We start from the raw sequence: 25,516 nt of genomic DNA on the forward strand, positions 1-25,516 counted from the left end.
TCGCCATGAGGAGCCGGGAAAGCGTCGCACTCGGCGTTCGTCGCGTTCGTCGCGATCGGCGCGCTTGGCGGTCGGCGCCGGCCTGGGTGGGGATCAGTCCTTGCGGGCTACCGCGACGACCAGGCCAAGAACCGCCGCCGCGGCGACGCCCAGCACCACGCGTGCCCGGTTCCGCGCCTCGGGTGCCGTCGCGGGGTCCGTGCCGGCGTCGTGCAGCATCTGCTTCGCCCGGCCCACGGCCTCGTTCGCCTTGACGCGCGGATCGAGCCGGTAGGTCAGCTCGTCGATCGTGGCGGCCAGCTCGGCGCGGTTGCGCTCGAGCTCGGCCTCGATGTCACGGGGCGTGGGGCTGCCGGCGGGGCTGCTCATGAACGGAGACCTTCCTTGACGGCGTTGACGTCCTGCTTGACGTTCTCGGTCGCGCGCTGCGGCACCGGCGGCATGCCTCGATCGAGCGAGCGCTTGCCGAGCAGGGCCAGGACCGCGGCGATCACGAGCAGCGCGACGGCGACGATCAGCGCGGCCAGCCACGGCTCGACGACGAGCGCGAGCGCCAGGATCGCCGTCGTGAGGAGCACCGCGAAGGCGAAGAAGCCGAAGAAGCCCGCCCCGGCGAGGAGGCCCGCGCCGATGCCGCTCGCCTTCGCCTTCTGGGCGAGCTCTGCCTTGGCCAGGTCGATCTCCGCGCGCACGAGGCGGGAGGACTGCTCCGACAGCCGGCTGAACAGCTCACCCAGCGACGGCCGCCCGCCTGTGCCTGGTGTCGTCCACTGCGTGTCGTCCACGCTGATCACATCCCTCGAGTCGCCGAGCTCCCGCCCCTAGTGTGTCGGCAACGTCCGCTCTGCGCGATCCGTTCGGTCCTGCAGACGCAAAGAACCGCAGGTCACGCGATGCGCGACCTGCGGTCCGGGTGGTGGCCACGAGCGGGGTCGAACCGCTGACCTTCCGATTTTCAGTCGGACGCTCTACCAACTGAGCTACATGGCCGAACCGACTGCGCCCGGCCTGGTGGGCCGGGCGCATGTCAGCGACCCCGACGGGACTCGAACCCGCGACCTCCGCCGTGACAGGGCGGCGCGCTAACCAACTGCGCTACGGGGCCTTGTGCAGCACAAGGAACCTGCGAACATCACGCACTGGAACAGTACCCCCAACGGGATTCGAACCCGTGCTACCGCCGTGAAAGGGCGGGGTCCTAGGCCGCTAGACGATGGGGGCGAGCAACGCCCTTGACGTCGAAGGCGTCGTAAGACCTCGGAAAGCATAGGGCAGATGGGCCGGAAGAACCAAAGCGGGTCGGCGCGGGGCAGGATGAGCGGGTGGTCGACATGTCGCGCGCCGAGTTCGAGGACGCCGTCCGGGATGCGCTCGACGAGATCCCGACCGAGCTCGCGGCGCAGATGGACAACGTCGTGGTGCTGGTCGAGGACGACGCCCCGCCCGAGGACCCCGACCTGCTGGGCGTCTACGAGGGCTTCCCGCTGACCGAGCGAGGCGAGTTCTGGGCGGCTGGCTCGCTGCCCGACCGGATCACGATCTTCCGGCGGCCGACCCTCGCCATGTGCGAGTCGCGCGACGAGGTGGTCGACGAGGTCGCGATCACGGTCGTCCACGAGATCGCGCACCACTTCGGCATCGACGACGAGCGCCTGCACGAGCTGGGCTGGGCATGACGGCCGGGACGAGGTTCGGCGTCGTGCTCCTGCCGCAGGAGCGATGGCCGCAGGCGCGTCGCCGCTGGCTCCGCGCCGAGGAGTACGGGTTCGACCACGCGTGGACCTACGACCACCTGTCCTGGCGCTCGCTCGTCGACGAGCCGTGGTTCGCGACCGTGCCCCTGCTCGCGGCGGCGGCCGCCGTGACCGAACGGATCCGGTTGGGCACGTGGGTGGCGAGCCCCAACTTCCGGCACCCGGTCCCGTTCGCGAAGGACGTCATGGGTCTCGACGACGTGAGCGAGGGGCGGCTGCTCCTGGGCGTGGGCGCGGGGGGCACGGGGTTCGACGCGCGGGTGCTCGGCGCGCCGCCCACGCCGGCGGTCCGCACGCGCCGGTTCGCCGAGTTCACCGCCCTGCTCGACCTCATGCTGACGCAGCCGATGACCGACCACGTCGGCGAGTTCTACGAGGCGCACGGAGCGCGCATGCTCCCCGGGTGCGTGCAGCAGCCGCGCGTGCCCTTCGTCGTCGCGGCGAACGGTCCGCGCGCGATGGCGGTGGCCGCGAAGCACGGCCAGGGGTGGGCGACGTTCGGGCCCTCGATGCCCGACGACGAGGGACAGCCGAGGCGCACCGTCGCCCAGGCGCAGGAGCGCTGGTGGCGTGGGCTGGCCGAGATGGTCGAGCAGCTTGAGGAGGTCGCCCGGGAAGCCGGTCGCGATCCTGCGACCCTCGAGCGGTACCTCAACATCGATGGTGCGCCGGTCTTCTCGCTCGAGTCGTTCGCGGTGCTCGAGGAGGGCGTCGAGCGAGCGGCCGCGCTCGGCTTCACCGACGTCGTCGTGCACTGGCCGCGCGCGGAGGGGGTCTACGCGGGCTCGGAAGCGGTCCTCGAGGAGGCTGCGAGCCGGTTGCCGCAGTTGCGCACCCTCGGTCGCTGACCCGACGCCCCACCCCGACCCCCTCCCGCACACGAGGTGTCAGACCGGGCGCGCGCCGTGGACCGCGTGATGTCTGACACGTCGAGGCGTGGACGAAGGTGTCAGGCCGGGCGCGTGCCGTGGACCGCGGCAGGTCTGACACTTCGGGGGGGGGGGCGACGGGCGTGTCAGGCCGGGCGCGTGCCGTGGACCGCGGCAGGTCTGACACGTCGGGGGGGCGACGGGCGTGTCAGGCCGTGCGCGTGCCGTGGACCGCGGCAGGTCTGACACGTCCGTCGGGCGGTGGCGGATCAGGCAAGCGGTGGCGGATCAGGCGGTCGGGTCGTGGGACTCCGCGTCCGCGTCGGCCGCGGCGCGACGGGCGTCCCACGCGCTGCGCACCATGTCCTCGAGCGAGTGGCGCATCTGCCAGTCGAGGTCCCGGGCCGCCAGGTCGCCCGACGCCACGATCCGCGCCGGGTCACCGGGACGCCGCGGGCCGGTCTCGGGCTCGAAGCGGATACCTGTCACGTCCGCCATCGCGGTCATGATCTGCCGGACCGAGACGCCGTCGCCGCTGCCCAGGTTGTAGACGGGCTCGAGCGGCTCGCCGGCCTCGAGCCGTCGGGCGGCCGCGACGTGCGACACCGCGAGGTCCGCCACGTGGATGTAGTCGCGGACGCACGTCCCGTCCGGGGTGTCGTAGTCGACGCCGTTGATCCGCGGCGTCCGGCCCGCGACCAGCGCGTCCAGCACGAGCGGGAACAGGTTGTGGGGACTGGTGTCGCACACGTCCGGGTAGCCCGACCCGACGACGTTGAAGTACCGCAACGACGTGTGCCGCAACCCGACGGCGCGCGCCTGGTCCCGCAGCAGCCACTCGCCGATCAGCTTGGACTCGCCGTACGGCGACTCGGGGCTCGTCGGGGTCTCCTCCGTGACGAGGTCCGTGTGCGGCGTCCCGTACGTCGCCGCGCTCGAGGAGAAGACGATCGCGTCGACGCCCTCGGCGGCCATCGCCTCGAGCACGGACAGCGTCCCGGTGACGTTCTGCTCGTACGTGTGCAGCGGGCGCTCGACGCTCACCCCGGCGTACTTGAAGCCCGCGACGTGCACGACGCCGGTCACCTGGTGCTCGGCCAGCACCTGGCGGACGAGCGCGGTGTCGCCGATCGGGCCGCGGACCAGGGGCACGTCGTCGGGCACGAACTGCGCGTGGCCGCTCGACAGGTCGTCGACCACCACCGTGCGCAGTCCCACGTCGCCGAACGCCCGCACCACGTGCGCGCCGATGTACCCCGCCCCGCCCGTCACGAGCCACGTCATGGGCCGAGCGTACGAGCAACCGCCGCCGGTGGCGGGTCGAGAGGTGCTCAGCTGGTGCAGAGATGCTCGGTGCAAAGATGCTCGGTGCAAAGATGCTCAGTATGCTGAGGATCCCGATCGGCACGAGGAGACACCGGATGGCTCAGGCACGGCGCGCGCGCTCGCGGGACGCCCGCTGATGCGTCCGCGCACGGGCGTGGAGCTCTACGACGAGACCGCCGCGCGGGCGAGCCGGGCCGTGCTGGCGGGCTACTCGACGTCGTTCGGCATCGGCACGAAGCTCCTCGGCAGGAGCGCCCGCCGCGGGATCGAGGCGGTCTACGGGCTGGTCAGGATCGCCGACGAGATCGTCGACACCCGCCGCGGCGACGACGCGGCCGCGCTGCTCGACGAGCTCGAGGACCAGACGGCTCGTGCGCTGGACTCCGGCTACTCGACCAACCTCGTGGTGCACGCCTTCGCGCAGACCGCGCGCCGCACGGGCATCGGCCACGATCTCGTCGACCCGTTCTTCGCGTCGATGCGCACGGACCTCACCGTGCGCGAGCACGACCGCGCGAGCTACGAGCGCTACGTCTACGGCTCGGCGGAGGTGGTCGGGCTCATGTGCCTCGCGGTCTTCCTCGACGCCGCCCGTCGGCCGGGCGACCCGCTCACCGTGCCCGACGCCGCCACCCAGGCCGGGGCGCGCGCGCTCGGTGCCGCGTTCCAGAAGATCAACTTCCTGCGCGACCTCGGCGCCGACTACGCCGAGCTGGGTCGTCGCTACTTCCCCGGGGTCACGCCCGAGAACCTCGACCAGCCGACGCTCGACGCGATCCTCGCCGAGATCGCCGCCGACGTCGCGACCGCGCGCGCCGCGCTCCCCAGCCTGCCGCCGCGCGCCCGGCTCGCGGTCGCCGCGACCCTCGGCCTCTACGACCGGCTCACCGCCGAGCTCGCGGCCACGCCGCCCCGCGAGCTGCTGGCCCGCCGGGTTCACCTGCCGGGTCGGACCAAGGTGTCGGTCGTCGCGCGGGCGGTCGCCCACGAGGCGGTCGACGCGCGTGCCGCCGTGAGCGCGCGCGTCGTCGGTCGCACGGCATGACGGCGGTCGTCTCGTGACGGCGCTGCCGGGGCCCGACGGCGCGGGGCGGGGGCGGCGCGTCGTCGTCGTCGGCGGCGGGATCGGGGGGCTGGCGACGGCCTCGCTGCTCGCGCGCGGCGGGGCCGACGTGACGCTGCTCGAGCGGCACGAGCGCGTGGGCGGGCGGGCGGGGACGCTCGAGCTCGACGGGTTCCGGTTCGACACCGGCCCGTCCTGGTACTTCATGCCCGAGGTGTTCGCGCACTTCTTCGCGCTGATGGGCGAGCGGATCGAGGACCACCTCGACCTCGTGCGGCTCGACCCGGCGTACCGGGTGTTCTTCGAGGGCGCCGATCCGGGTGGGCCCGCGCAGGCGCTCGAGGTGAGCGGCGACCCCGAGGAGAACTGGACCCGGTTCGACGCCCTCGAGCCGGGCGCGGGGGCCCGCATGCGCGCCTACGCGGGCGAGTCGAGCGAGGCGTACCGCACGGCGATCGACCACTTCCTCTACACGACGTTCGCGCGCAGCGACCGCGCGCTGGGCGCCCCGGTGCTGCGCCGGAGCGGGACGCTCGCGCGCCTGCTCACGGAGACGCTCGCGGACAGGGTCGCGCGGACCGTCCAGGACCCCCGGCTGCGGCAGGTGCTCGGGTACCACGCGGTGTTCCTCGGGTCGTCGCCGTACCGGGTCCCGGCGCTGTACTCGCTGATGAGCCACCTCGACCTCGTCGACGGGGTCCGGTTCCCGCGTGGTGGCATGTACACGGTCATCGAGGCGATCGAGCGGCTCGCGCTCGCGGCGGGCGTCCGGATCCGCACGGGCACGGAGGTCACCGCGATCGAGGTCGTGCCGGCGTCGCGGACGGCGCGCGCGCCGCGGCGGACCGGGCTCGCCCGAGGGGTCCGGCTGGCGACGGGCGAGCTCGTGCCGGCCGACGTCGTCGTCTCGGGGGCCGACCTTCACCACACCGAGACCGAGCTGCTCGCGCCCGAGCACGCGACGCTGCCCGAGCCGGTCTGGGAGCGGCGCGGGCCGGGGATCTCGGCGCTGCTCGTGCTCGCGGGCGTGCGGGGGTCGCTGCCCGAGCTCGCGCACCACTCCCTGTTCTTCACGCGCGACTGGCCCGGCAACTTCGACGCGGTGCTCGGCAACGGGGCGAGCGCGTCGCCCGACGCGCTCCGGGTGCCCGAGGCCGCCTCCATGTACGTGTCGCGCACCTCGGCGACGGACATGGACGCGGCGCCGCCGGGGCACGAGAACGTGTTCGTGCTCGTGCCGTTCCCGGCCGACCCCCGGCTCGGCGCCGGGGGTGCGGGGTCGCCCGCGCGGGCCGAGCTCGAGGCGCACGCCGACCGGTACCTCGACCAGGTCGGTGCCTGGGCCGGGGTCCCGGGGCTGCGCGACCGGGTGGTGACGCGGCGCGTCGTCGGGCCCGCAGACTTCGCGCGTGACTTCTCCGCGTGGCGCGGCACCGCGCTCGGGATGGAGCACACGCTGCGGCAGAGCGCCATGTTCCGGCCCGGCAACGTCTCGGCGCGTGTCCCGAACCTGCTGTACGTCGGCGGTGGCACCATTCCGGGCGTAGGGCTCCCGATGTGCCTGATCAGCGCCGAGCTGGTCGCCAAGCGCCTGCTCGGGGAGACGTCGTCGCGCGCGCTCCCGGCGCCCCTGCGGCCGGGCTTCCTCGACGCGTCGCGGGCGACGGGCCGGTGGCCGGGGGCGCGGGGCGCCCAACCCGCGCGGGACCCCCACGAGCTCCAGGGCTCGGCTCCGTGATCGGGTTCGTCTACCTCGGTGCGCTCGCGGTCTCGCTCGCGGGACTCGCCGTGCTCGACCGGAAGTACCGGCTGGCGTTCTGGGCGGACTGGCGGCGGTCGGCGTCGTGCGTCGCGGTCGGGGTGGCGCTCTTCCTGCTGTGGGACGTCGCCGGGCTGGCGTTCGGCATCTTCGCGCGCGGCGACAGCCCGCACATGACGGGCGTGCTGCTCGCGCCCGAGCTGCCGCTCGAGGAGGCCTTCTTCCTCGCACTGCTCTGCTACAACACGCTGCTCGTGTGGCGCGCGCTCGACCGCCGGGCCCGGCGCCGCGCGCAAGGCGGTGCGCCGAGTGGTGCGCCGAGTGGTGCGCGGGGTGGTGCGCAGTGACGAACGCCGTCCTCAACCTCGCGGTCCTCGTGGTGCTCGCGCTCGTGCTGGCCCGGTGGCTCCGGCGGCTGCGGCCCGGGCCGCTCGTGTGGACCGCGGTGGTCATGGCCGCGCTCACGCTCGTGTTCGACACCGTGATGATCGCGGTCGGGCTCTACGAGTTCGACCCCGACAAGATCCTCGGCGTGTACCTGTGGGGCGCGCCGCTGGAGGACTTCGCGTACCCGCTCGCGGCGACGCTCCTCATGCCGGCGCTGTGGACCCTGCTCGGCGACCGCCGCCGTCCGGTCCCGGCGGAGGGGGAAGGGCGGTGAGGGAGGTTCTCGCCGCGTCGCGACCGTTCTCCTGGATCAACACCGCCTACCCGTTCGCCGCGGGCTACCTCATGGCGACGGATGGGCGGGTCGACACCGCGCTGGTCGTCGGCACGCTGTACTTCCTGATCCCGTACAACCTGCTCATGTACGGCGTGAACGACGTCTTCGACTACGAGTCCGACCTGCGCAACCCCCGCAAGGGCGGGATCGAGGGCGGCCTGGTCGACCCGGCGCGCGCGCGGACCGTCCACCGCCGCATCCTCTGGGCCTGCCTGGTCACGAACGTGCCGCTGCTGGTCTGGCTCCTGGCGCTGGGCGACGCCGTCGCGGCGGCCGTGCTCGGCGTCGTCGTCGTCCTCGTGGTGGCCTACTCCGCGCCCCGGCTGCGGTTCAAGGAACGGCCGGTGCTCGACTCGGCGACGTCGGCGATGCACTTCGTCGGTCCGCTGCTGTACGCGCTGGTGCTGGTCGACGCCGACCTGTCGGCGCGGACGGCGTGGCCGGTGCTCGTCGCGTTCGTGCTGTGGGGGATGGCGTCGCACGCGTTCGGCGCGGTGCAGGACGTGCGGGCCGACCGCGAGGGCGGGATCGCGTCCGTGGCGACGGTGCTGGGCGCGCACCCGACCGTGGTGGCCTCGACCGTGGCGTACGTGCTGGCGGCGGCGGCGCTGCTGCTCGTCCCGTGGCCGGGCCCGCTCGCCGCGCTCCTGCCCCTGCCCTACGCGGTCAACGCCGCGAGCGCCTGGTCCGTCCGGGACGCCGACTGCGAGCGGGCGAACGCCGGCTGGCGACGGTTCCTGTGGCTCAACCTCGTGACCGGTTTCCTGGTGACCATGCTGCTCATCGCCGAGGCGCTCGGCGCCTGAGCCGTGCCGGATGACGGCCAGCGCCGGATGAGGACCCCGGACGCACGGGTGCCCGGCGACCACCTGGATCGCCGGGCACCCGCGTGCTCGTGAGTCGCGTCAGACGCGGCGGCGGCCGCCGAGCATGCGGGCCGCGATGATGACGCCGATCACGGCGAGGACGACCTGGAAGAGCAGCTCGATCCAGTCGATCCCCGGGGTGTCCGCGCTGGAGACTGCGTTCGCGAGCGCGGTGCCGAGGAGCGCGGCGATGATGCCGACGATGATCGTGACCAGGATGGAGATGTTCTGCTTGCCGGGGGCGAAGAGCCGACCCAGCAGGCCGATGATGGCGCCGATGACGATGGCGGTGATGATCCCCGTGACGGTCATTCGAGTCCCTCTCGTAGCGGGTATGGGGCCGATTGGCCTCTGATCAGGGAACCTAGACCCGGGCCAGGCCGTCCGCACGTCGAGCGCGCGACCCCGATCTGCGGTAACGGGCGCAGGCGCGAGCGCTGGTCAGAGCCCGTGCAGCAGCTCCGGGACGGCCGCGTCGGCGTCGTGCACCGGGGCCCGGAGCAGCGTCACCGTGGCCCAGCCGCGAGCGAGGAGCCCGGCGTCCGTGTCCATCTCCCGGTTGACCTCGACCTCGGAGTAGGTCAGCACGAGGTTGCCGTGGTCGACCTCGCGGATGCGCGCGTGGACCGTCCCGAAGGACGCGAGCGGCGCCTGGCGCACGCCGCGCACCTGGTGGGCCGGGCGGTCGGGCACGTTGACGTTGACGACCCGGTCGAGCGGCTCCGAGGCGAGCAGCCAGTCGAGCAGCGGCCGGACGACCACGCCCGCGGTCTCCCAGTGCCGGGGGTCGTCGTCGGCGATCGACACCGCCATCCCGCGGATGCCGTGCGTCATCGCGGAGAGCGCGGCGCCGACCGTCCCGGAGTGGATGACGGCGTGCCCGGTGTTGCCGCCGCGGTTGACCCCACTGAGCACCAGGTCGGGCTTCGGTCCGAAGCCGCCGTGCGACGCGACGAGCGCGATGAGCGCGGGCGCCGCGCGCACGGCGAACGAGCCCGAGACCCCAGGTGGGAGGCCCGGCGCGTCCTTCTCGTCGACGATCAGCCGACCGTCCTGCTCGGCGCCGAGCAGCGACGCGCTCGCCCCCGACGACTCCCGCGCCGGCGCGGCGACGACGACGTCGCACCCCGCGTCGACCGCCGCCGAGGCGAGGACCGCGAGCCCGGGCGAGTCGATCCCGTCGTCGTTGGTGACCAGGACTCTCACGGTGCCTCCATCGGTCGGGCGGGGAGGGCGGTCGCATCGACCGCGCGTACGCTGACGTGGTCCGAGAACCTCTCGATCTGGTCACGGCTGCCGGTCCCGAGCCCGCGGCGGGTCACGTTGAGCGCACCCGCCGCGGCGCCGAGGCGGACGGCGTCGGCGATCGGCAGGCCCTGGCCGAGGCCGACGGCGATCCCCGCGGTCATCGAGTCGCCCGCGCCGCGGTGGTCGACGGCGGTGACGGGCGGTGCCGTGACCTCGACGACGCCGTCGGCCGTGACGAGCAGGCAGGCCTCCGCGGCGCGCGAGACGACCACGGCCCCGACGCCGCCGTCGACGAACCGGCGGGCCGCCGCCAGGAGCGCGCCGGCGGACTCGTCCGCCGAGAATTCACCCGCGACGAGCTCCTCGTGGCTGATCTTCAGCACGTCCGGAGCGGCGCCAGCGACCGCGCGGGCGCACTCGCCCGAGACGTCGGCGACCACCCTGCGGCCCGCGACGCGCAGGTCCTGGGCGAGGCGGCCGAAGAACGAGCCGGGCACCACGTGGGCCGGGTCGGCGCCCGTCAGGACGCAGACGTCGGACTCGAGCGCCTCGACCAGCACGGTGCCGTACAGGTCGTCGAGCTCGTGCCGGTCCATCGCGCGCGGCACCATCTCGGCGACGACCTGGCGGTGCCCCGCGCGCCGGTCGTGCACGTAGGCGCCGTTGCCGCCGAGGTACCGCGTCGAGCGCACGCGCAGGTTCTCGAGCGAGGCGAGATGAGCCGCGACGACGCCCGTCTCCCCGCCGAACGGGCCGCACACCACGACGTCGGCGCCCAGCGAGTACGCCATGCGCGCGACCCAGAGCCCCTGGCCGCCCGGGTGGACGTGGACCTCCGGGTGGTCGGGGCCCGTGCCGCCCGGCCCCGCGGGACTGCCGGCCTCGATGGTCACGGTGAGCATCGGTGTCGGCGCCAGCACGCAGAGACGAGGATGGCGGGGCGCCTGGTCCATCTCGCGATTGTGGGGCCCGGCGTACCGTTTCGGGAATGAGCAGCAGTCCATCCCTTGCACAGCCGGCCCTTGCACAGCCGGCCAGGTGCACATGATGACCGGTCAGGAGGTCACCGTCACCGACACGGTCGACGTGATGATCCCGATCGTGGCCGTGGTGAGCGCCGTCGTGCTCGCGTTCGTCGCCGCGGCGATCATCTCGGCGCTCGTGCGGTCGGCCGCGCGGAGGTCGTTCCTCGCGCTGGACGTGATCCGCCGGGCGCGCCGGCCGATGCGCGCCGTGCTCGTCGTGATCGCGATCTGGTTCGCGCTCCGGATCTCGACCGAGCCGGCCGACTGGCGGCGGCCCGTGCTCCACGCGCTCGTCATCGCGCTGATCGTCGCCGTGACCTGGCTGATCGGCGCGCTCGCGTTCGTGGTCGAGGACGCGGCCCTGCACCGGCACCCGACCGACGTGCCGGACAACCGGCGCGCGCGCCGCGTCCGCACCCAGATCACCATCCTGCGGCGCGTCACCGTGGCCGTGCTGGTGCTCTCCGGCATCGCCGCCGTGCTCATGACGTTCCCCGGCGCGCGGACCGCGGGCGCGAGCCTGTTCGCGTCGGCCGGCGTCATCTCGATCATCGCGGGCCTCGCGGCGCAGAGCACGCTCAGCAACGTGTTCGCCGGGCTCCAGCTGGCCTTCACCGACGCGATCCGGGTCGACGACGTGGTGGTGGTCGAGGGCCAGTGGGGCCGCATCGAGGAGATCACGATGACCTACGTCGTCGTCCACCTGTGGGACGACCGGCGGCTCATCATGCCGTCGACGTACTTCACCGTGACGCCGTTCGAGAACTGGACCCGGCGGGACGCCAACCTGCTCGGGACCGTCGAGCTCGACCTGGACTGGACGCTGTCCGTGCAGGAGATGCGGACCGAGCTGGCGCGCCTGCTCGAGACGACCGAGCTCTGGGACCGCCGCGTCGGCGTGCTCCAGGTGACCGAGGCGACCGGTGGCCTCGTGCGGGTCCGCGCGCTGGCGAGCGCGGCTGACGCGCCGACGCTGTTCGACCTGCGCTGCTACGTGCGCGAGGGGCTGGTCGACTGGCTCCAGCGCGAGCAGCCGCAGGCGCTGCCGCGCACGCGGATCGAGGACGACGGCGCGGTGCGGCCGCGCTCGAGCGGCGCCCTTGAGGGCTCGCGTGCCGAGCGGCCGGCGCCGTCCACGCCGTCGTCCGCCCCTGCGCCAGGGTCCGGGACGGAGGACGGTGACGTCGGTGACGTCGGTGACGTCGGTGACGTCGCGGACGACGGCGACCCCCGCGCGGGTGACGCCGGAGCCCGGGCCGAGGTGCCGCCGTCGGGCCCGGTGCCCGCCGAGGCGCACGCCGCGCCACCCACCCGTCGCAGCGCACGGGACCGCGCGCGCGACCCGGGGCCCGACGACACCGTGCAGATGACCATCCACCACGACGCGGGTCTGTTCACCGGCAGCATCGAGGCGGTCGAGCGGGCGAACCAGTTCGCAGGGCCCGGGCGGGACGTGATCGCGGAGCGTGAGCAGGGGGCGGACCGCACGGGTGAGCAGCGCGTCGCTGCGGACGACGACGACCGGCGACCCTCCGCCTGAGGCCTGCAGGGCTCGGCGGAGCGGGCGGCGGACGAACCTGGCGGAGATCGCTCAGACAGGCCGGTGGGTCGTCCGATAGGTCCGACGTGACAGCGCAGAGCGATCCCACGTCGGCCCCCGTCGACCTGCGCGGGCGGCTGCCTCTCGTGCCCGCACCGCAGAAGCCGCCGGGTGGGGACGGGTCGCCGGACACGCCCTGGTGGCGTCGTCGGGCCGTGGTCGTCGCTGTCGCTGTCGGGCTCGTGCTGGTCGCGGGCACCACTGCGGCCGTGCTCGCGACCCGGGCACCGGCCCCGGAGCGCGTGAGCCTCTCGAGCGCGCTCGGCCTGGTCGAGGAGGGCGAGGTCGAGGCGGCCACATTCGACGACGCCGCCGCGCAGGTGCGGCTCGAGCTCACGGACGGCGACGTCGTCGTCGCGGCGCACCCCGCCGACTACGCCGACGAGCTCACCCAGGCGCTGCTCGACGCGCGGGTCGCGGTCGAGAGCGAGGCAGGCGGCGGCGGGGTGGTGGCCGAGGTGGCGGGCCGGGTTCTGCCGGTGGTGCTCGTCGTCGGCGTGCTGCTCCTCGTGCTCCGCGCGGTCAACCCGATGCGCATGACGGGTGAGCGGGCGCGGCGTGCGCTGACGTCGGGCGAGGTGCCGACCGTCACGTTCGCCGACGTCGCGGGTGCGGACGAGGCGGTGGACCAGCTGCGCGAGATGGTGCAGCTCCTGCGGCAGCCCGAGCGGTTCGAGGCGGTCGGCGCGACCCGTCCGCGCGGCGCGCTGCTCGTCGGTCCGCCCGGCACGGGCAAGACGCTGCTCGCGCGCGCGGTCGCGGGGGAGGCGCAGGTCCCGTTCTTCGCGCTCGCAGGCTCGGACTTCGTCGAGTCGTTCGTGGGCGTCGGCGCGCGCCGGGTCCGCGACCTGTTCGCCGAGGCCCGCCGGTGCGAGCGCGCGATCATCTTCATCGACGAGATCGACGCCGTCGGGCGAGCGCGCGGTGGCGCCTCGGGCAACGGCGGCGACGGCGAGCGTGAGAACACGCTGATCTCGCTGCTCAACGAGATGGACGGCTTCGCGGGGTCGAGCACCATCGTGCTTGCGGCCACCAACCGCGCCGACACGCTGGACCCGGCTCTGACGCGTCCGGGTCGCCTCGACCGCCAGGTCCAGGTGCCGAACCCGGACCGGCGCGGCCGGACGCTCATCCTCGAGGTGCATGCGCGGTCGCGGCCGCTGAGCGACGACGTCGACCTCGTGCAGATCGCGCGGCAGACGCCCGGCATGTCCGGCGCCGACCTCGCGCAGGTCGTCAACGAAGCCGCGATGGAGGCCGCGCGACGCGGCGTCACGGTCGTGGACGCCTCGTGCTTCCAGGCCGCGGTCGCGACGGTGGCGATGGGCCGCGCGCGGACGTCCGCGCTCGTGACGGAGTTCGACCGGACCATCACAGCGTGGCACGAGGCCGGCCACACTCTCGCCGCGGCGCTGCTGCCCGACGCCGACGACCCGGTCTCGGTGACGATCGTGCCCCGCGGGCCCGCGGGCGGGATCACCTGGATGAGCGGCAACGACGACGTGTTCCTGCCTCGCCGCAAGGCGCTCGCGCAGCTGGTCGTCGCGCTCGCGGGCCGGGCCGCCGAGGAGCGCCTGCTCGACGGCGAGCACACCCAGGGCGCGTCGGGCGACCTGCAGGGCGCGACGGACCTGGCGACGAGGATGGTCACGCAGTACGGCATGACCGACTTCGGGTACGCGCAGGTCGACGCCGAGACGCTGCGGGTCGGCGGGCAGGTCGCCGCACGGGCGCACGCCGCCGTCGACCGCCTGCTGCGCGAGGCGCACCAGCAGGCGACCGACCTGCTCGCCGTGCACGGCGAGCTGCTCGAGGCGGTCGCGGCCGCGCTGCTCGTCGAGGAGACGCTGTCGGGAGGTCGGGTGCGCGAGCTCATCGCCGCGCACGAGCCCGTCCCGGCCTGACGCGGCGGCATGACATCCCGGCCTGAGCCGGTCGGCGCTCCGGGTCCTCCGGCGCGGACCATGTGGCGCTGGTGCCTGATCCGCCGTCCTGGCGGCCACAGGCGCCCCGCGAGCACCATGCTCCGCGCGGTTCGGTCGCCGGGCGAGAGCTGTCAGTGTCGGAAGGGTGCGAGTCACGCACCCGGCGGACCCGAGCCGGCGCTCTTCGTCGGGGTGGCGGCATCCTCCACGCTGCCGGCTGGTCCGAGGTGCCGGGCTCGACGGCGACGGCGTGGGCCCGCCGTCGTCAGCCCGGGAACGCCGCGGCGAACGCGTCCGCGATGACCTGGTGGCCGGCGGCGTTCGGGTGCGTGCAGTCGTTGCCTCCCACGAAGTCGCCCGCGCCGAGGAGGCCGAACGTGTCCACCACGACGGCGTCGTGCTCGGCCGACACCGCGCGGATCAGGTCGTTGAAGCCCGCGGGCAGCGTCGCGCCGCCGAGCGTGCCGCCCTCGAGCACGGTGTTGCCGAGCACCGTCGCGCCCGCGGGGTCGCCCGCGCCCAGCGCGCAGAAGGGCAGCGGGTTGTAGTACGTCATGGTCATGATCACGGTGTCCGGGCCCGCCGCGGCGCGCAGCTCCGACAGGATCTGGTCGTAGCGCGCGGCGAACCCCTGGAACACCGTGGCGAGCGTCGGACCGCACGCGGCGGTCGGCGGCACGCAGGAGGCGACCGCCGGGCCGAACAGGTCGTTGCCCCCGACGGTCAGCGTGACCACCTCGACGTCGTTCCTGGTCAGCCGGTCGCCGTTGCGCCGCTCCAGGAAGTCGACCGCGCGGTCGAGCTGGTCACCGGGCTCGAGCATCGTCGTCGTGGTCACACCGCCCGGACCGCCCGGGATCCCCGTCCGCGAGATGTCGACGAGCTGCAGGTGGGGGCAGCCCTCGAGCGGCGAGCGGGGCGGGGCGCAGTCGAGCCGCGTGGTCAGCGCCTCGTGGAACCGTGCGACGTAGCCGTTCTGGCGCCACTGCTGCGCCGTGCGCGCGAACGTCGTGCCGATCGGCGCCGACTGCTGGCCTGCGGCGACCGAGTCGCCGAGCGCGAGGACGACCGGACGCGCCGGGGCGTGCAGGCGGTCGGGGCCGTCGACGGCGCTCGCGGCCCCGGACGCCGTAGCGCTCGCGGAGAGGGCGGCCGCGGGGGCGACGGCCCCGGCGGCGAGGATGAGAGCAGCGACGGCGACGACGAACCGGGGCGTGTGCCTCACGGGGACCATCCCTTCCGCGCGTCCACGCGCGAACGGTCGCGGCGCTCCATTGCGCCCGCGGTGACGTCGCCACGGTACGTCCGGCCCCGGCGTCGTGCCCGTGGAGCGGCGTGTCCACCCAGCGGACACGTCGCGGGGCGCGCTTGCATCGCGGCCCTGCGCTTGTGACGGTGGAGGTGACCGACGGTGTCGCCGGCCGCTCCCGTCACCGGCGGGACGGGCCGTGGCGCCCCACCCGGCAACCCAGAGGAGCGCATGTGCTCACCCTGACCGAGAACGCCCGCACGACCGTCCAGGACCTGCACGCGCAGGCCGGGCTCCCCGAGAGCGGGGGGCTGCGCATCGCGGTCTCGCCGTCCCAGCCAGGCGGGCTCGACCTCGCCCTGGTCGCCGAGCCCGCACCGGGCGACGCGGTGCTCGAGGCCGGCTCGACGAAGGTCTTCCTCGAGGAGACCGCGAGCCAGGTGCTCGCCGACCAGGAGCTCGACGCCGACCCCGCTCAGGCCCAGACGAGCTTCACGGTGTCGCCCAAGGGCTGACGCCACCTCGCAGTCCTCAACGGGCCGCCTGCAGCGCTGCTGCGGGCGGTCCTTCGTCGTCCTGCCGCCGGGTGTCGACACCGGGGCGATCCTCGCGCGGGCCTGAGGGCACCGTTCACTGGCGATCGCAAGGACGCCCCGCCGGGACCTCGACCCGGCGTAGGAAACACCGATGCCGTGGTGGAGGCTGTGCACGGCGCATGCCTCCGTTGCGACGTACACGAGCAGGCGTGACGGCCGCGTGGCCTGTCCACAGGCGCGACTCGCAACCTATGAATGAGCGAGATGCTTCTATAGGATGTGCCCGAAACCTATAGATACAGCCGTGTGATTCATAGCCGGAGGGGTCAGCCCTGTGGATAAGACCGCGTTCGAGTCGTCTCCGGTCGGGTCACTCGTAGCGATCCGCGGGTACGACCAGCTCTTGAAGCGCCTGTACTCGCATCATGCGTTCGTCCCCGCGAGTCTTCCCCGCGAAGTGCCCCTCTCCCAGGCGACCTACAAGGCCGTGACGGAGGCCGCGCTGGCCGTGGGTCGCTTGGACGCAGCGGCGCAGCAGCTTCCGAACCCGAGACTCCTCGTACGTCCAGTCCTGTACCGCGAGGCGGTGAGCACGAGTGCGCTGGAGGGTACGTACGCGCCGCTGCGGGAGGTGCTCGAAGCCGACGCCATCGAGCCCAGCCGGGGCAGCTCAGAGGTACGAGCGGTTCTCAACTACGTTCGAGCGGCGGAGCTCGGGATCCAGCTGGTGCGTGAGAAGCCGCTCTGCGTGTCGTTGCTGTCGCAGTTGCAGAAGGTGCTCGTCTCCGGAACACGGGGCGACGGATTCGACGCCGGTGACCTGCGATCCGGGCAGGTATACATCGGTGAGCGTCACAAGGGGATCGAGGCGTCCAGGTACGTGCCACCGCCGGAGGGCCAGGCTCTGATCGACGGCATGAGCGATTGGGAGAAGTGGCTCCACCAAGAAGACGACATCCCCTTGCTGGTCAGGGTCGCCCTCGCGCATTACCAGTTCGAGAGCCTTCATCCGTACAGTGACGGCAATGGCCGTCTCGGGCGGCTGGTGATCGTGCTCCAGCTGGTGACGGCTGGCGCTCTGAGCTATCCGATCCTCAACCTGTCCCCGTGGCTGGAACCACGAAAAGACACGTACAAGGACCGACTGCTCGAGACGAGCCAGACTGGCGACTTCAATCCGTGGGTGACGTTCTTCTGTGATGCTGTGACCGCGCAAGCCGCGGACACGATCGCCAGGATCAACCGCCTTGTGGAGATCCGCGCATTCATGCTGGACCGACTACGGAAGGTCAAGGCGCGGGGTGTGGTGCTCGACATTGTCGAGGACTTGATCGGCTACCCGATCATCACGCCCAGTCAGGCGGCGAGTCTGCACAACGTGACCTACCCGCCCGCCAACAACGCGATCCAACGTCTCGAGGCCTTAGGGCTGATCAGGGAGATCACCGGGGGGAGCTACGCGCGGGTTTACGCGTGCCCAGCCGTGATGGACGCCGTCGAGACTCCCGATGTGGCCTCCCTTTCAGGAGCGCCGCTCACCTGACGCTCGACGGTCAGCGTCGAGTGTGGCCATCCACGCAGCGATCTGTGCCCGTTCGGCGAATCCGAGCCGGTTGAGGATGTTGCGGACATGGCTCTCCACAGTGCGTTCGCCAGCCACTCGGGCAGCGGTGCGGCCTGATCGCGTGGCGATGGGTGGCGCTCAGGCGGTGGGGAGCAGCTCGTCGAGGAGCCGGCGGACCCGGGCGTCGATCTCGTCGCGGATCCGGCGGGCCTCGTCGGGGGAGGCGTCGGCGGGGTCGGCCAGCTCCCAGTCCTCGTACCGCTTGCCCGGGTAGATCGGGCAGGCGTCCCCGCACCCCATGGTGACGACGACGTCGGCAGCCCGGACGACGTCGTCGGTCAGGGGCTTGGGGAAGGCCGTCGACATGTCGATGCCGAGCTCGGTCATCACGTCGACCGCGCCCGGGTGGACCGCCTCGGCCGGCATGGAGCCCGCGGAGCGGACGTGCACCCGCCCCGCCGCGCGGTGGTCGAGCAGGGCGGCGGCCATCTGGGAGCGGCCGGCGTTCTGCACGCAGACGAAGAGCACCTCGGGCACGTCGCGAGGCTCCGCGCCCTTCGCCTGGGCGAGCGCGACCAGCCGGTCCCTCGCGAACTTGGCGGTCAGCGCGGGCAGGTGGGTGGTGATCTTCGCGGTGCGCGCGAGCGCGGTGTACGACTCGCAGACGTACCGCTCGACCGTCTCCGCCGCGAAGGTCCCGTGGAACCGCTCGGTGAGGTCCTGCGCGATCGAGCGCAGCTCGTGGTCGGGGCTGAGCAGCCCCGGCATCCCCTTCTGGCCGGACATGGTCTCTCCCTCGACGTCGTGGCTGGGGGTGGGCTCAGCCGAGGTACTCACCGAGCTCCTCGAGGAACTGCGGCTTGGTACGGGCCCCGACGAGGGACTTCACGAGCTCACCGCCGGAGTACAGGTTGAACGTCGGGATGGAGACGACGCCGTACCTCGTCACGGTCTCGTTGTTGGCGTCCGCGTCGAGCTTGACGAAGCGGACCTTGTCGCCGTGCTCCGCGGCCAGCTCCTCGATGATCGGCTCGGTGCGCCGACAGGGTGCGCACCACGTCGCCCAGATGTCGACCAGCACCGGCTTGTCGGACGCGAGGACCTCTGCCTCGAAGGTCGCGTCGGTGACTGCGGGGACGTTGCTCATCGCGTGCTCCTCGGTGCTGGCGGGCGGCGCGGTGCGGGCGGGCGGTGCGGTGCGGCGCTGTGCGGTGCGGTGTCGGACGACGACAGGTCGGCCCGGCTCAGGCTGCGGGCAGGAGGTCCGCGAGGAGGGCCTCGATGCGGCCGCGGATGTCGTCGCGCACGCGGCGGACGGCGTCGAGGTCCTTGCCCGCCGGGTCCTCGAGCTCCCAGTCCTCGTAGCGCACGCCCGGGAAGTACGGGCAGGCGTCGCCGCAGCCCATGGTGATGACGACGTCGGAGGCCTGGACGGCGTCGGGGGTGAGGACCTTGGGGGTCTCGGCGGTGATGTCGATGCCCTCCTCGGCCATGGCCTGGACCGCCACGGGGTTGATCGAGTCGGCGGGCGCCGAGCCCGCGGAGCGGACCTCGACCTTGCCGCCGGAGAGCGCGGTGGCGTAGGCCGCGGCCATCTGCGAGCGGCCCGCGTTGTGGACGCAGACGAACATGACGCTGGGGCGGTCGGGCGTGGGCCGTGGCGCGGTGTCGGACATCCGGTTCTCCTTCAGGACGTGGGGACGAGGTGCGGCGCGAGCAGGTCGACGCGGCGGCCGATCTCCTCGAGCGCGTGGTCGAACGCCTCGGGCGTGCCCGTGCGCAGCGGATCAGGGATGGACCAGTGGACGTCGATCGGGACGTCGAGCTCTTCGTGGGCCCGGTCGCACACGGTCACGACGAGGTCCTCGGGATCGAGCACGGCGCGGAGGTGCTGGGGTCGGACGGCCGGCAGGTCGAGCCCGTGCCGCTGGGCGCTGTCGACCGCGCCGCGCGCGATCGCCTCCGCCGGGTGGGTCCCCGCGGAAGCGGCCGGGACCTTGCTCGCCCGCCGCCAGAGCGCGGCCGCGAGGTGGGAGCGCGCCGAGTTCGCCGTGCAGACGAACAGGACGCGAGGCGCGGGGCGGACGGCGTCGCTCACCAGGCCGTCCAGCGCGCCCGGCACGAGGCGGACGTACGCCCGACGCCGGTCCCCCTCCGACCGGCTGCGGCCGACGACGCCCTCGCGCTCAAGGACCTTGAGGTGGTGGGCCAGCAGGTTCGAGGACATCCGGAGTGCCTCAGCGAGCTCGGAGGGCGAGGCGTCGCCGAGCGTCAGGGTGTCGACGACCTGCAGCCGGGCGGGGTCCGACAACGCGGCGTGCAGAGCCGCGCGCCGCTGGAGTCCGTCAGTTCGCTCGGTAGACATTGACTCAATATTGACTGATGCAACTCGCGTCGTCAACCATGGGCGGCATGAGCGCAGACATGGGGACGGCAGCGGGACCATCGATCGGCCGCAGACTGCTGGCGGAGTTCGTCGGGACCGGGATGCTGGTCGCCGTCGTGGTCGGGTCCGGGGTGGCTGCGCAGCGGCTGTCGCCGGCGGACGTGGGGCTGCAGCTGCTGGAGAACAGCATCGCCACCACCCTCGGTCTCGCGGTGCTCATCGTCGTGCTCGGCCCGGTCTCCGGGGCGCACCTCAACCCGGTGGTCTCGCTCGCCGACTGGTTCCTGTCGCGGCGCGGCGGGGCCCGGCTCGGCGCGTCGCACCTGGGTGCGTACGCGGCGTCCCAGGTCGCCGGCGGTGTCGCGGGTGCGGTCCTGGCCAACGTCATGTTCGAGGTGCCGACCGCGACGTCGACCACCGCGCGGACAGGTGGGGGACTGCTCGTCGCCGAGGTCGTCGCCACGGCGGGTCTGGTGCTCGTGATCTTCTCGCTGACGCGGTCAGGTCGGGGAGCGTGGGTCGCACCGGCCGTGGGCGCCTACATCGGGGCGGCGTACTGGTTCACGAGCTCGACGTCGTTCGCCAACCCGGCCGTCACGATCGGGCGGATGTTCACCGACACGTTCGCCGGGATCGCGCCCGCGTCGGTGCCGGGGTTCGTGGTGGCGCAGCTCCTGGGTGCCGTCCTCGGCGTCGTCGCCGCGACGTTCTTCTGTCCGCTCCCGGAGCAGGACGAGGTCAGCCGGCAACGCCGCCCGGAACCGGAGGTCGTCGCCCGGGCGTCGTGAGGCGCGTGCAGCCGGGCCGTTGCCCGTGCGGGCTTGAGTGCAGTTGAGGGGCTGGGCGCTCAGCGCGCGAGCGACATCGCCATCCGCCGGTAGGTGTGCCGACGGCCGCGGATCGCGATGCTGTACGCCATGAGGTTCTCGGGCAGGGCGATGCCGAAGTAGCCGCAGTCGCCGATGTGGTGCACGTCGGTCCCGGTCATCTTCGCCATGAGCGCGATGCGCCGGATCGTGTCCTCGTCGGCGCCCTCCTGGGACGTGCCGATCGTCGTCATCGTCAGGGCGCCCGCGCGGTGGACGACCTCGACCCACCCGCGGACCAGCGCCTCGTGGCACCCCGGCACGGTGCCGGGCGCGGGCACGAGCACGACGTCGGCGCCTGCGGCGACGAACCCCTCGAGCGACGCGTCGTCCACGAGGTGCGAGCCGGCCTCCGAGGCGCTGCCCGCGGCATGCATCCGGCCGGCCATGAGCACCACGCGGTCACCGACCGCCTCGCGAGCCGACGCGACCGCCCGGGCGAGCGACTCGTTCGTCACGCCCATCCCCGGGTTGCCGGTGAGGACCACGGCGTCGACCCCCAGCTCGGCCGCCGCGGCGAGGTTCTCGCGCGTCGCGAGCCGGCCCGCCTTCTCGCCCGACCCGAAGGTGTCCTGGGTGACCAGGTCGGCCTCGGGGTCGACCGGCTCGAGGTTGACGGCGACCAGCCGGCCCGTCAGCCGCTTGACCTCCCGCACGACCTCGGCCGGCTCGGCCGTGATGCCGAACACCTCGGGCCGCCGGACGTCGAGCATGTTGAGGACGAGCAGGTCGGCACCCATGGCGGCGGCGAGCTCGGGGTTGCTGACGTCGTACACGGCGGCCATCACGGGCGCGATCATCTCGGCCGCGATGACGCGGCCCTCGCTGCCGCGGATCGACGCGAGGACGTCGGTGCGGCTGTACCCGGCGAGCTCGCGCGCGGTGGTGTCGAGCAGGCGCTTGGCCACGGTGAGTCCTCTCACGCGGTGGGCCCCGTGGGGCTCGAACCCACAACCTACGGATTAAAAGTCCGCAGCTCTACCGATTGAGCTAGAGGCCCGCGAGAAGCGGGGATTCACCGGGGGATCCCTGGGGAGAACGCTAGGGAGAACCCGGTGGACCGCGCGTCGCCGTGGACAGGTTACGCGGGGCGCGCGGGGGTCGGGGGCCGGCCGTCCATGTAGTTCGTCTGCCGGGGTGCGTCGGACGGCGTGAACGTGTTCGAGCGCGAGGTCGAGCGCGTTGCCGCTCGTGGCCGAGCAGCGCAGCTGGCGCGTGACACTGAGGCGGTTGGCCGCGTGGAGCTCGACGAGCTCTGCGGAGAGGGTCGACCCCGGGGCGAAGAATGCGAGCGCGACCTTGACGCCGTGGTCCTTCAGTCCGTGGCGGAGCACGTCGAGCGGCCCACGCTGGTCGATGGCGGCGGCCAGGTTCTGCGCGCGAACTTGCTGCGCCCGGTGGTCTCGTCCCCGCCGTAGTAGCCGAGGATCTTCGCCCACGCGGTGGCCTGAGTGGAGTGGAGGGAGGCGAACAACTGCGCGACGTCGAGGCCGAGGTCGGGGCGGTAGTCGTTCGTCGAGCCCTTGATCCAGCCGGCGTCGAGCATCGACGCCTCGATCGCGTCCTCGAAGCGCTCCTCGACGTGCACGGCGGTCATGTGGAGGGCACCTTGGGCCGGCGCTGGGTCAGGACTGACCCTTACGAGATCGGCAGCAGGCTCCGACGACGTGAGTGCCTGGCCGACGCGCCGCCCGGTCTCGCGCACATTACAGAGAGCCTGTAATGTGCTTTAGGTGCCACACGCCGGGGAGCGCCCAGCAAAGAACCCCTACCGGCCGGGAGTCGGTCTCCAACCGACGCACCTCGCCGGGCGCGAGACCCAGATTCGACGGTTCCGGTCGACGCTGTCCTCCGCGCCGGAGATTCCGGCAAACCTACGGCTCACCGGGCTACGGGGTGTCGGCAAGACCGTGCTCCTCAGGCGCTTCGAGCAGAGCGCCAGCGAGGACGGATGGGCCACCGTCATGTTGGAGCTCGAGCCTCGCCACAACAGCGACGAACGGCTCACCTCGCTCCTCGCCGGCCACCTCGAAAGACTGACGACGGAGGTGTCCAAGGCCCGTCGACTTCGTGAAGCGGTCTCGGACGCGGTCGAGGTGGCACGGCGCACGGTCTCGGTGTCGTTCGAGGGTTTCGAGTGGTCCCTTGGTGGCGACCTCGCCACCAGGACGACGGCGCTGGCCGAGTCGGTCGTCGACGCGGTGAACGCCGCGACCCGGGCGGGACGGGAAGGCCTCGTCCTGCTTTTCGACGAGGCGCAGATCCTGTATGACGAGAAGGCTCGTGACGGCGATCACCCGCTCTCGATGCTTCTCGCCGCGGTGTCGATGCTGCAACGCCAGGAGGTGCCCGTAGCGCTGGTGCTGTGCGGGCTCCCCACGCTGACGATCAATCTCCTCGAGGCGCGGACGTACTCCGAACGCATGTTTCGTGGTGACGAGGTCGGATCCTTACCGACCGCCGAAGCTCGCCAAGCCTTCCTTGTGCCGCTCGAGGGGACGGGCCGATCGGCGTCCGAGGAGCTTGTCGAGCGCGTGCTGACCACGGTGGAGGGTTACCCATACTTCATTCAGCTGTGGGGGGCGGAGCTGTGGGACGCGGCCACGTATGCCTGCAGCGACACGTTGACCGTGCGAATCCTCGAGGAGATCGAGTCGGACATCTACCGTCGCCTGGATCTCGACTTCTACGCGCCGCGCGTCGATGCGCTGACACCCGCCGAGCAGGACCTCTTGGGAGACGCCGCGGGCTGCTCCTACCCTCCCCTCCTCGCGGGCGAGCTCGGCGGCAGATCGCCGAAGTCGACCGGCAATGTCAACGTGTTGCTGGGGCGCCTCGTCAAAGCAAACGTCGTGTACCGGCAGGGCAAGGGGCGGTACTTCTACACCGCGCCCGGGTTCGACGCGTACCTGAGCCGTCGTGCGGAGCGACTGCCCTGAGACTGGGCTGCTCCGCTCTTACCTCAGGCAGCAGGCGCCATCGGGTGATCCACCGGCGAGAAAGACCAGATCCTCGAGATCCTTGAGAACCGCTGCTTGCTCCGGTGAGAGCCGGTACTCCGCACCTCGCTGACGCAGGGTGTCGAGTTCGAGGCCGGCGCGCTCCAAAAGCTCCGAGCGCCGCTCGGCGATGTCAGTAGGCGACAGATACGTGATCGACGGCGTCACGGTGACTCCTCGGCCTGGCAAGTTCGCCACATGCTGTCATGCGCCTCTGACACAGCCCTCGTGTCGGGGCCGATGACCCGGTTCCGGTTACAGCTCGTCGAAGTAGTCCTGGTCCAGCCGCTTGAGGACGTGGGTGCTGGCGATCTGGACGCCGACACCGTGGTCGACCATGAGGCGAGCCAGCATCGCGCCGTCGATGAGGACGATCGTGCGGAAGTCGTGCTCCGCAGCGCGGGCACCGGCGGTGAAGGTGCTCGACGTGAGGAAGACGCCGCGGTCGGCGCGCTTGCGCTGGAGCGCTCCGTAGAACGCGTTGATCGCCTCCGGCCCGACGGGGTTGTCCGTGTACCGCTTCGCTTGCAGATAGACGCGGTCGAGGCCGAGCGCGTCGCGGTGGATGATCCCGTCGATCCCCTCGTCACCGGAGCGGCCCGTGTGCGTGGTTGTCTCGGCGGTGCCGTAGCCCATGGCGACGAGCAGCTCGATGACGAGGCGCTCGAACGCCGCAGGGTCCAGGGCGCGGACGCGGGTGAGCACGTCGGACTCCACCTCGGCTCGGTTCGCCTGCTCGGCGTTGGCGACGAGCTCGTCGGGAGCGAGATCCGGGGCCGACGACGCCGGGGCGGGCCCCGCGTCCGCGTGCGGCGGGCGCGAGCCGCCTGAGGAAGTCTGCTTGCGGCTGACGAACTCGGTGAAGGCGGGGTAGCGGCGGAGCAGCGCCGAGTCGACGCGGTCCGGATTCTCGGCGAGGAGGGCGCGGCCGACGTCGGTGATCGTGACCGTGCCCCGCTTGGGCCGTGCGATGAGGCCCGCCTGGACGAGGTACGTCTGCGCCCACTGGCCCCGGCTCAGGTAGGTGAGGAGGCCGGACGGGATGGTCTCCTCGCGGGTGGACCCGTCGAGCCCGAGCAGGTCTGCGGCGGCGTCCACGGTCGCGCGCGTCGAACGCGGCTGATCGTCGGCGAGGACCCGCAGGGTCGGGAGCATGAACTCTTCGTAGGTCGGGACGGTCATGCGATCGCACCTCGGGCTGTTGTCACGTCGATCTGACCGGTGACGGCGGCATCACTGCGTAGGGCGACGTGTTGTCGTCCCACGTGAAGTGGCCGAGACGTCAGTCGTCCCTCTTCGTCGCCCTCGGCTTCAAGCAGCGCAGCGAATGCCGCTCGCTCGCGAGCGCGGCGGGCCTTCTTGGCAGCGGTCACGTCAACCCACAGCAGTCGGGTGTGAGTCCCCACCTTGTGTGCGTCGATGACACCGTCCCGGACGAGCTTCATCAGCGTCGGGCGGGAAACCTCGAGCATGGCCGCGGCTGTGGACGTCGTCACTTCCCGCGGGATGGTCGTCACCGTGACTGGCGAGCCGGAGGCGACCGCTTGCAGGATCTCCTGCAGCATCCGGCCGAGCTCCGGCGGGAGGGGCTTCGCGCTGGCTCCCGAACGCTCGACCGACAGGTGCCCGAGTGGCCCCTCCAGCGAGACCAGCACGTCACGGGCGAGGGCGGCGTCGCGCTCGTCGGTCACAAGCCGGCGCAAGGGACCGACGGCGGTCGCCATGACAACTCCTTCAGAGGCGTACGCGGATGCAGA

Annotated in this window: 29 protein-coding genes and 4 tRNA genes; 13 read left to right on the forward strand and 20 right to left on the reverse strand. The window is 72.5% G+C overall.

Annotated features, from left to right (window positions below):
* Positions 1-93: 93 nt before the first annotated feature.
* The 5 genes from HIR71_RS05645 to HIR71_RS05665 all read right to left on the reverse strand — a co-directional run bounded on the left by HIR71_RS05645 (position 94) and on the right by HIR71_RS05665 (position 1,221).
* Positions 94-369 carry a DUF3618 domain-containing protein gene (locus HIR71_RS05645; protein ID WP_169324085.1) on the reverse strand — a complete coding sequence of 92 codons (276 nt, stop codon included), beginning with the start codon at positions 367-369 and terminating at the stop codon, positions 94-96.
* A complete protein-coding gene (locus HIR71_RS05650; protein WP_169324086.1) occupies positions 366-785 on the reverse strand; it encodes a phage holin family protein in 420 nt (139 codons plus the stop codon). Before HIR71_RS05650 ends, HIR71_RS05645 begins: the two co-directional genes overlap by 4 nt.
* A gap of 129 nt (positions 786-914) precedes the next feature.
* Positions 915-990 (reverse strand) — tRNA-Phe (locus HIR71_RS05655).
* 41 nt (positions 991-1,031) lie between these two features.
* Positions 1,032-1,105, reverse strand: a tRNA-Asp gene (locus HIR71_RS05660).
* Positions 1,106-1,148: 43 nt separating this feature from the next.
* Positions 1,149-1,221, reverse strand: a tRNA-Glu gene (locus HIR71_RS05665).
* Between the two features lie 110 nt (positions 1,222-1,331).
* Here HIR71_RS05665 and HIR71_RS05670 point away from each other — a divergent pair.
* Together HIR71_RS05670 and HIR71_RS05675 are read left to right on the forward strand one after the other, a co-directional pair.
* Positions 1,332-1,676, forward strand: coding sequence for a metallopeptidase family protein (locus HIR71_RS05670; protein WP_169324187.1), 345 nt, complete (start codon positions 1,332-1,334; stop codon positions 1,674-1,676).
* Positions 1,673-2,602, forward strand: coding sequence for an LLM class flavin-dependent oxidoreductase (locus HIR71_RS05675; protein ID WP_169324087.1), 930 nt, complete (start codon positions 1,673-1,675; stop codon positions 2,600-2,602). Before HIR71_RS05670 ends, HIR71_RS05675 begins: the two co-directional genes overlap by 4 nt.
* A gap of 309 nt (positions 2,603-2,911) precedes the next feature.
* On the opposite strand, the gene galE is transcribed toward HIR71_RS05675, so the two are convergent.
* Positions 2,912-3,907 (reverse strand): UDP-glucose 4-epimerase GalE, encoded by a 996-nt coding sequence (gene galE, locus HIR71_RS05680; protein ID WP_169324088.1) that lies wholly within the window; start codon positions 3,905-3,907, stop codon positions 2,912-2,914.
* 178 nt (positions 3,908-4,085) lie between these two features.
* Here galE and HIR71_RS05685 point away from each other — a divergent pair, with 178 nt between their 5' ends.
* The 5 genes from HIR71_RS05685 to HIR71_RS05705 are packed head-to-tail and all read left to right on the forward strand — an operon-like array spanning position 4,086 to position 8,301.
* Complete coding sequence (locus tag HIR71_RS05685; RefSeq protein ID WP_169324089.1) at positions 4,086-4,994, forward strand: phytoene/squalene synthase family protein; 909 nt, start codon at positions 4,086-4,088, stop codon at positions 4,992-4,994.
* A gap of 13 nt (positions 4,995-5,007) precedes the next feature.
* Complete coding sequence (gene crtI, locus HIR71_RS05690; RefSeq protein ID WP_311836116.1) at positions 5,008-6,750, forward strand: phytoene desaturase family protein; 1,743 nt, start codon at positions 5,008-5,010, stop codon at positions 6,748-6,750.
* Positions 6,747-7,118, forward strand: coding sequence for a lycopene cyclase domain-containing protein (locus tag HIR71_RS05695; protein WP_311836117.1), 372 nt, complete (start codon positions 6,747-6,749; stop codon positions 7,116-7,118). The genes crtI and HIR71_RS05695 overlap by 4 nt, the downstream gene beginning before the upstream one ends.
* Complete coding sequence (locus tag HIR71_RS16725) at positions 7,115-7,432, forward strand: lycopene cyclase domain-containing protein (protein WP_169324090.1); 318 nt, start codon at positions 7,115-7,117, stop codon at positions 7,430-7,432. Before HIR71_RS05695 ends, HIR71_RS16725 begins: the two co-directional genes overlap by 4 nt.
* A complete protein-coding gene (locus tag HIR71_RS05705; RefSeq protein ID WP_169324091.1) occupies positions 7,429-8,301 on the forward strand; it encodes a prenyltransferase in 873 nt (290 codons plus the stop codon). The genes HIR71_RS16725 and HIR71_RS05705 overlap by 4 nt, the downstream gene beginning before the upstream one ends.
* Positions 8,302-8,400: 99 nt before the next feature.
* On the opposite strand, the gene HIR71_RS05710 is transcribed toward HIR71_RS05705, so the two are convergent.
* From HIR71_RS05710 to HIR71_RS05720, 3 genes are all read right to left on the reverse strand, one after another.
* On the reverse strand, positions 8,401-8,673 hold the full coding sequence (locus HIR71_RS05710; RefSeq protein WP_169324092.1) for a GlsB/YeaQ/YmgE family stress response membrane protein: 273 nt from the start codon (positions 8,671-8,673) through the stop codon (positions 8,401-8,403).
* A 129-nt stretch (positions 8,674-8,802) separates the two neighbouring features.
* Entirely contained in the window at positions 8,803-9,567 is a 765-nt protein-coding gene (gene surE / locus HIR71_RS05715; protein WP_169324093.1) for a 5'/3'-nucleotidase SurE, read from the reverse strand.
* Complete coding sequence (locus HIR71_RS05720) at positions 9,564-10,562, reverse strand: PfkB family carbohydrate kinase (RefSeq protein WP_169324094.1); 999 nt, start codon at positions 10,560-10,562, stop codon at positions 9,564-9,566. The genes surE and HIR71_RS05720 overlap by 4 nt, the downstream gene beginning before the upstream one ends.
* Before the next feature lie 94 nt (positions 10,563-10,656).
* On the opposite strand from HIR71_RS05720, the gene HIR71_RS05725 reads away from it, so the two are divergent.
* Both HIR71_RS05725 and HIR71_RS05730 read left to right on the forward strand, forming a co-directional pair.
* Complete coding sequence (locus tag HIR71_RS05725; RefSeq protein ID WP_211373836.1) at positions 10,657-12,174, forward strand: mechanosensitive ion channel family protein; 1,518 nt, start codon at positions 10,657-10,659, stop codon at positions 12,172-12,174.
* A gap of 86 nt (positions 12,175-12,260) precedes the next feature.
* Complete coding sequence (locus HIR71_RS05730; RefSeq protein ID WP_169324095.1) at positions 12,261-14,138, forward strand: ATP-dependent metallopeptidase FtsH/Yme1/Tma family protein; 1,878 nt, start codon at positions 12,261-12,263, stop codon at positions 14,136-14,138.
* Positions 14,139-14,424: 286 nt separating this feature from the next.
* Here HIR71_RS05730 and HIR71_RS05735 read toward each other — a convergent pair whose 3' ends face one another.
* Positions 14,425-15,384, reverse strand: a complete 960-nt coding sequence (locus tag HIR71_RS05735) for an SGNH/GDSL hydrolase family protein (protein ID WP_169324096.1) — start codon at positions 15,382-15,384, stop codon at positions 14,425-14,427.
* A gap of 257 nt (positions 15,385-15,641) precedes the next feature.
* On the opposite strand from HIR71_RS05735, the gene HIR71_RS05740 reads away from it, so the two are divergent.
* Both HIR71_RS05740 and HIR71_RS05745 read left to right on the forward strand, forming a co-directional pair.
* Positions 15,642-15,923 (forward strand): iron-sulfur cluster assembly accessory protein, encoded by a 282-nt coding sequence (locus HIR71_RS05740; protein WP_169324097.1) that lies wholly within the window; start codon positions 15,642-15,644, stop codon positions 15,921-15,923.
* Between the two features lie 355 nt (positions 15,924-16,278).
* Positions 16,279-17,487 carry a Fic family protein gene (locus HIR71_RS05745; RefSeq protein ID WP_169324098.1) on the forward strand — a complete coding sequence of 403 codons (1,209 nt, stop codon included), beginning with the start codon at positions 16,279-16,281 and terminating at the stop codon, positions 17,485-17,487.
* Positions 17,488-17,646: 159 nt separating this feature from the next.
* On the opposite strand, the gene HIR71_RS05750 is transcribed toward HIR71_RS05745, so the two are convergent.
* The 4 genes from HIR71_RS05750 to HIR71_RS05765 form a co-directional block, all read right to left on the reverse strand.
* Complete coding sequence (locus HIR71_RS05750) at positions 17,647-18,294, reverse strand: arsenate reductase ArsC (protein WP_169324099.1); 648 nt, start codon at positions 18,292-18,294, stop codon at positions 17,647-17,649.
* A 34-nt stretch (positions 18,295-18,328) separates the two neighbouring features.
* The gene (trxA, locus tag HIR71_RS05755) at positions 18,329-18,655 is read right to left on the reverse strand and encodes a thioredoxin (RefSeq protein ID WP_169324100.1); all 327 of its coding nucleotides are present in this window, start codon (positions 18,653-18,655) and stop codon (positions 18,329-18,331) included.
* Positions 18,656-18,752: 97 nt separating this feature from the next.
* Positions 18,753-19,184, reverse strand: a complete 432-nt coding sequence (locus HIR71_RS05760) for an arsenate reductase ArsC (protein WP_169324101.1) — start codon at positions 19,182-19,184, stop codon at positions 18,753-18,755.
* A gap of 11 nt (positions 19,185-19,195) precedes the next feature.
* The gene (locus HIR71_RS05765; RefSeq protein ID WP_169324102.1) at positions 19,196-19,873 is read right to left on the reverse strand and encodes an arsenate reductase/protein-tyrosine-phosphatase family protein; all 678 of its coding nucleotides are present in this window, start codon (positions 19,871-19,873) and stop codon (positions 19,196-19,198) included.
* Positions 19,874-19,920: 47 nt separating this feature from the next.
* Here HIR71_RS05765 and HIR71_RS05770 point away from each other — a divergent pair, with 47 nt between their 5' ends.
* Positions 19,921-20,682 (forward strand): aquaporin, encoded by a 762-nt coding sequence (locus HIR71_RS05770; RefSeq protein ID WP_249051599.1) that lies wholly within the window; start codon positions 19,921-19,923, stop codon positions 20,680-20,682.
* A 59-nt stretch (positions 20,683-20,741) separates the two neighbouring features.
* Here the strand turns inward: HIR71_RS05770 and HIR71_RS05775 are convergent, their stop codons facing one another.
* The 3 genes from HIR71_RS05775 to HIR71_RS05785 all read right to left on the reverse strand — a co-directional run bounded on the left by HIR71_RS05775 (position 20,742) and on the right by HIR71_RS05785 (position 22,357).
* Positions 20,742-21,668: a DUF7916 family protein gene (locus HIR71_RS05775; protein WP_169324103.1), complete on the reverse strand. Its 927-nt coding sequence runs from the start codon at positions 21,666-21,668 to the stop codon at positions 20,742-20,744.
* Positions 21,669-21,687: 19 nt separating this feature from the next.
* Positions 21,688-21,760, reverse strand: a tRNA-Lys gene (locus HIR71_RS05780).
* A gap of 315 nt (positions 21,761-22,075) precedes the next feature.
* Positions 22,076-22,357, reverse strand: coding sequence for a hypothetical protein (locus tag HIR71_RS05785; protein ID WP_169324104.1), 282 nt, complete (start codon positions 22,355-22,357; stop codon positions 22,076-22,078).
* 136 nt (positions 22,358-22,493) lie between these two features.
* Between HIR71_RS05785 and HIR71_RS05790 the strand changes: the two genes are divergently transcribed.
* The gene (locus tag HIR71_RS05790) at positions 22,494-23,699 is read left to right on the forward strand and encodes an ATP-binding protein (protein WP_169324105.1); all 1,206 of its coding nucleotides are present in this window, start codon (positions 22,494-22,496) and stop codon (positions 23,697-23,699) included.
* Positions 23,700-23,717: 18 nt separating this feature from the next.
* Here HIR71_RS05790 and HIR71_RS05795 read toward each other — a convergent pair whose 3' ends face one another.
* From HIR71_RS05795 to HIR71_RS05805, 3 genes are all read right to left on the reverse strand, one after another.
* Positions 23,718-23,927 (reverse strand): hypothetical protein, encoded by a 210-nt coding sequence (locus HIR71_RS05795; RefSeq protein ID WP_169324106.1) that lies wholly within the window; start codon positions 23,925-23,927, stop codon positions 23,718-23,720.
* A gap of 87 nt (positions 23,928-24,014) precedes the next feature.
* Positions 24,015-24,941, reverse strand: coding sequence for a restriction endonuclease (locus tag HIR71_RS05800; RefSeq protein WP_169324107.1), 927 nt, complete (start codon positions 24,939-24,941; stop codon positions 24,015-24,017).
* Entirely contained in the window at positions 24,938-25,483 is a 546-nt protein-coding gene (locus tag HIR71_RS05805; RefSeq protein ID WP_169324108.1) for a helix-turn-helix domain-containing protein, read from the reverse strand. The genes HIR71_RS05800 and HIR71_RS05805 overlap by 4 nt, the downstream gene beginning before the upstream one ends.
* Between the last annotated feature and the right edge of the window lie 33 nt (positions 25,484-25,516).

The sequence above is a fragment of the Cellulomonas fimi genome (assembly GCF_012952065.1).
Classification (GTDB): domain Bacteria; phylum Actinomycetota; class Actinomycetes; order Actinomycetales; family Cellulomonadaceae; genus Pengzhenrongella; species Pengzhenrongella fimi_A.